At 37.4% G+C, this 1,031-nt stretch carries 1 protein-coding gene; it reads right to left on the reverse strand.

Going from position 1 to position 1,031, the window contains the following annotated elements; genetic code table 11:
- Positions 1-69 precede the first annotated feature (69 nt).
- A complete protein-coding gene (locus tag PG887_RS22450; RefSeq protein ID WP_442866347.1) occupies positions 70-771 on the reverse strand; it encodes a helix-turn-helix transcriptional regulator in 702 nt (233 codons plus the stop codon).
- Between the last annotated feature and the right edge of the window lie 260 nt (positions 772-1,031).

Here is a 1,031-nt window from a genome sequence, read left to right on the forward strand (position 1 = left end):
CATGATCTCGCACCTCAGTAACTGTACGTAAGATCAGTATAGCTCGTGGTGACTGCTAATCATGGGTAATCAGGTTTTTTTATTATTCAACCATTTTCTTGGTGGCTGATTAAATATGCTAATAAAGGTTCGTTTGAATGTAGATAAGCTCATGTTGCATAAAAAAGCCAACTCTTGTAAAGAGAGATTAGAGTACATGTTACTTTGAATGACTTGGCTCAATGCAACTTCTGAGCGAGATCGGCTATGTACACTGCAAAAAAACGACTGTAATCCCTCTATCTGAGTTGTTTCTAGATACCCAAAAAGTTCTAATAATTTGGCCCATTTTACGGTTGAACTTATAGGGCCGCTGGTTAACAAGAGCCTAAGTGATCGAGCATAATGCCGGATGAAATCATCCTGATTAAAAATTTGGCATGGGGAAGGTCGATTAGATTTACGGGGAAACTCAACGTTTGACAATAATTTTTCTAGCGTTTCATTTTTAATGTAAATAACAATGCTGCTGAAAGGATTATTATCCGGAATAACCTCGGAGGTCATTAAATTTCCAGAATTCAACATTACAAGTTGATTTTTTTTGACCGATACACTCAACTCCGGAGTCAACACAGTTTTCTCTCCAGATAATAATATGTTCACCATGACTCTGTTTAGCTGAATTTTATTCTTATTAGATGCTTCCTTAGTGACATAATGACGGATAATAATATCCTCATTGCATTGTGACTCCGTAAGCAAATCTTCCGGTAGGTTATATATCATCATCTTGTCCAAAATAGATCGCCTGATTTCCTATAGTGGATTCGAGGCTCAATAAGTTTAAGCTATTTTCCCATACATAAAGTAATTCATAAACTTACAAATTAGCAAAGGCGCCAAAATGGATATGTCCAGAAACGTGTTTCTAGACTAGCCCCCTGAATCTCCAGACAGTTGGTATCACTTAAGTTAGGGAAGGTGCGAATAAGCGGGGAAATTCTTCTCGGCTGACTCAGTCATTTCATTTCTTCATGTTTGAGCCGATT

Origin of the sequence: Aeromonas sp. QDB14 (assembly GCF_027707845.1) — a bacterium.
Taxonomy (GTDB): domain Bacteria; phylum Pseudomonadota; class Gammaproteobacteria; order Enterobacterales; family Aeromonadaceae; genus Aeromonas; species Aeromonas caviae.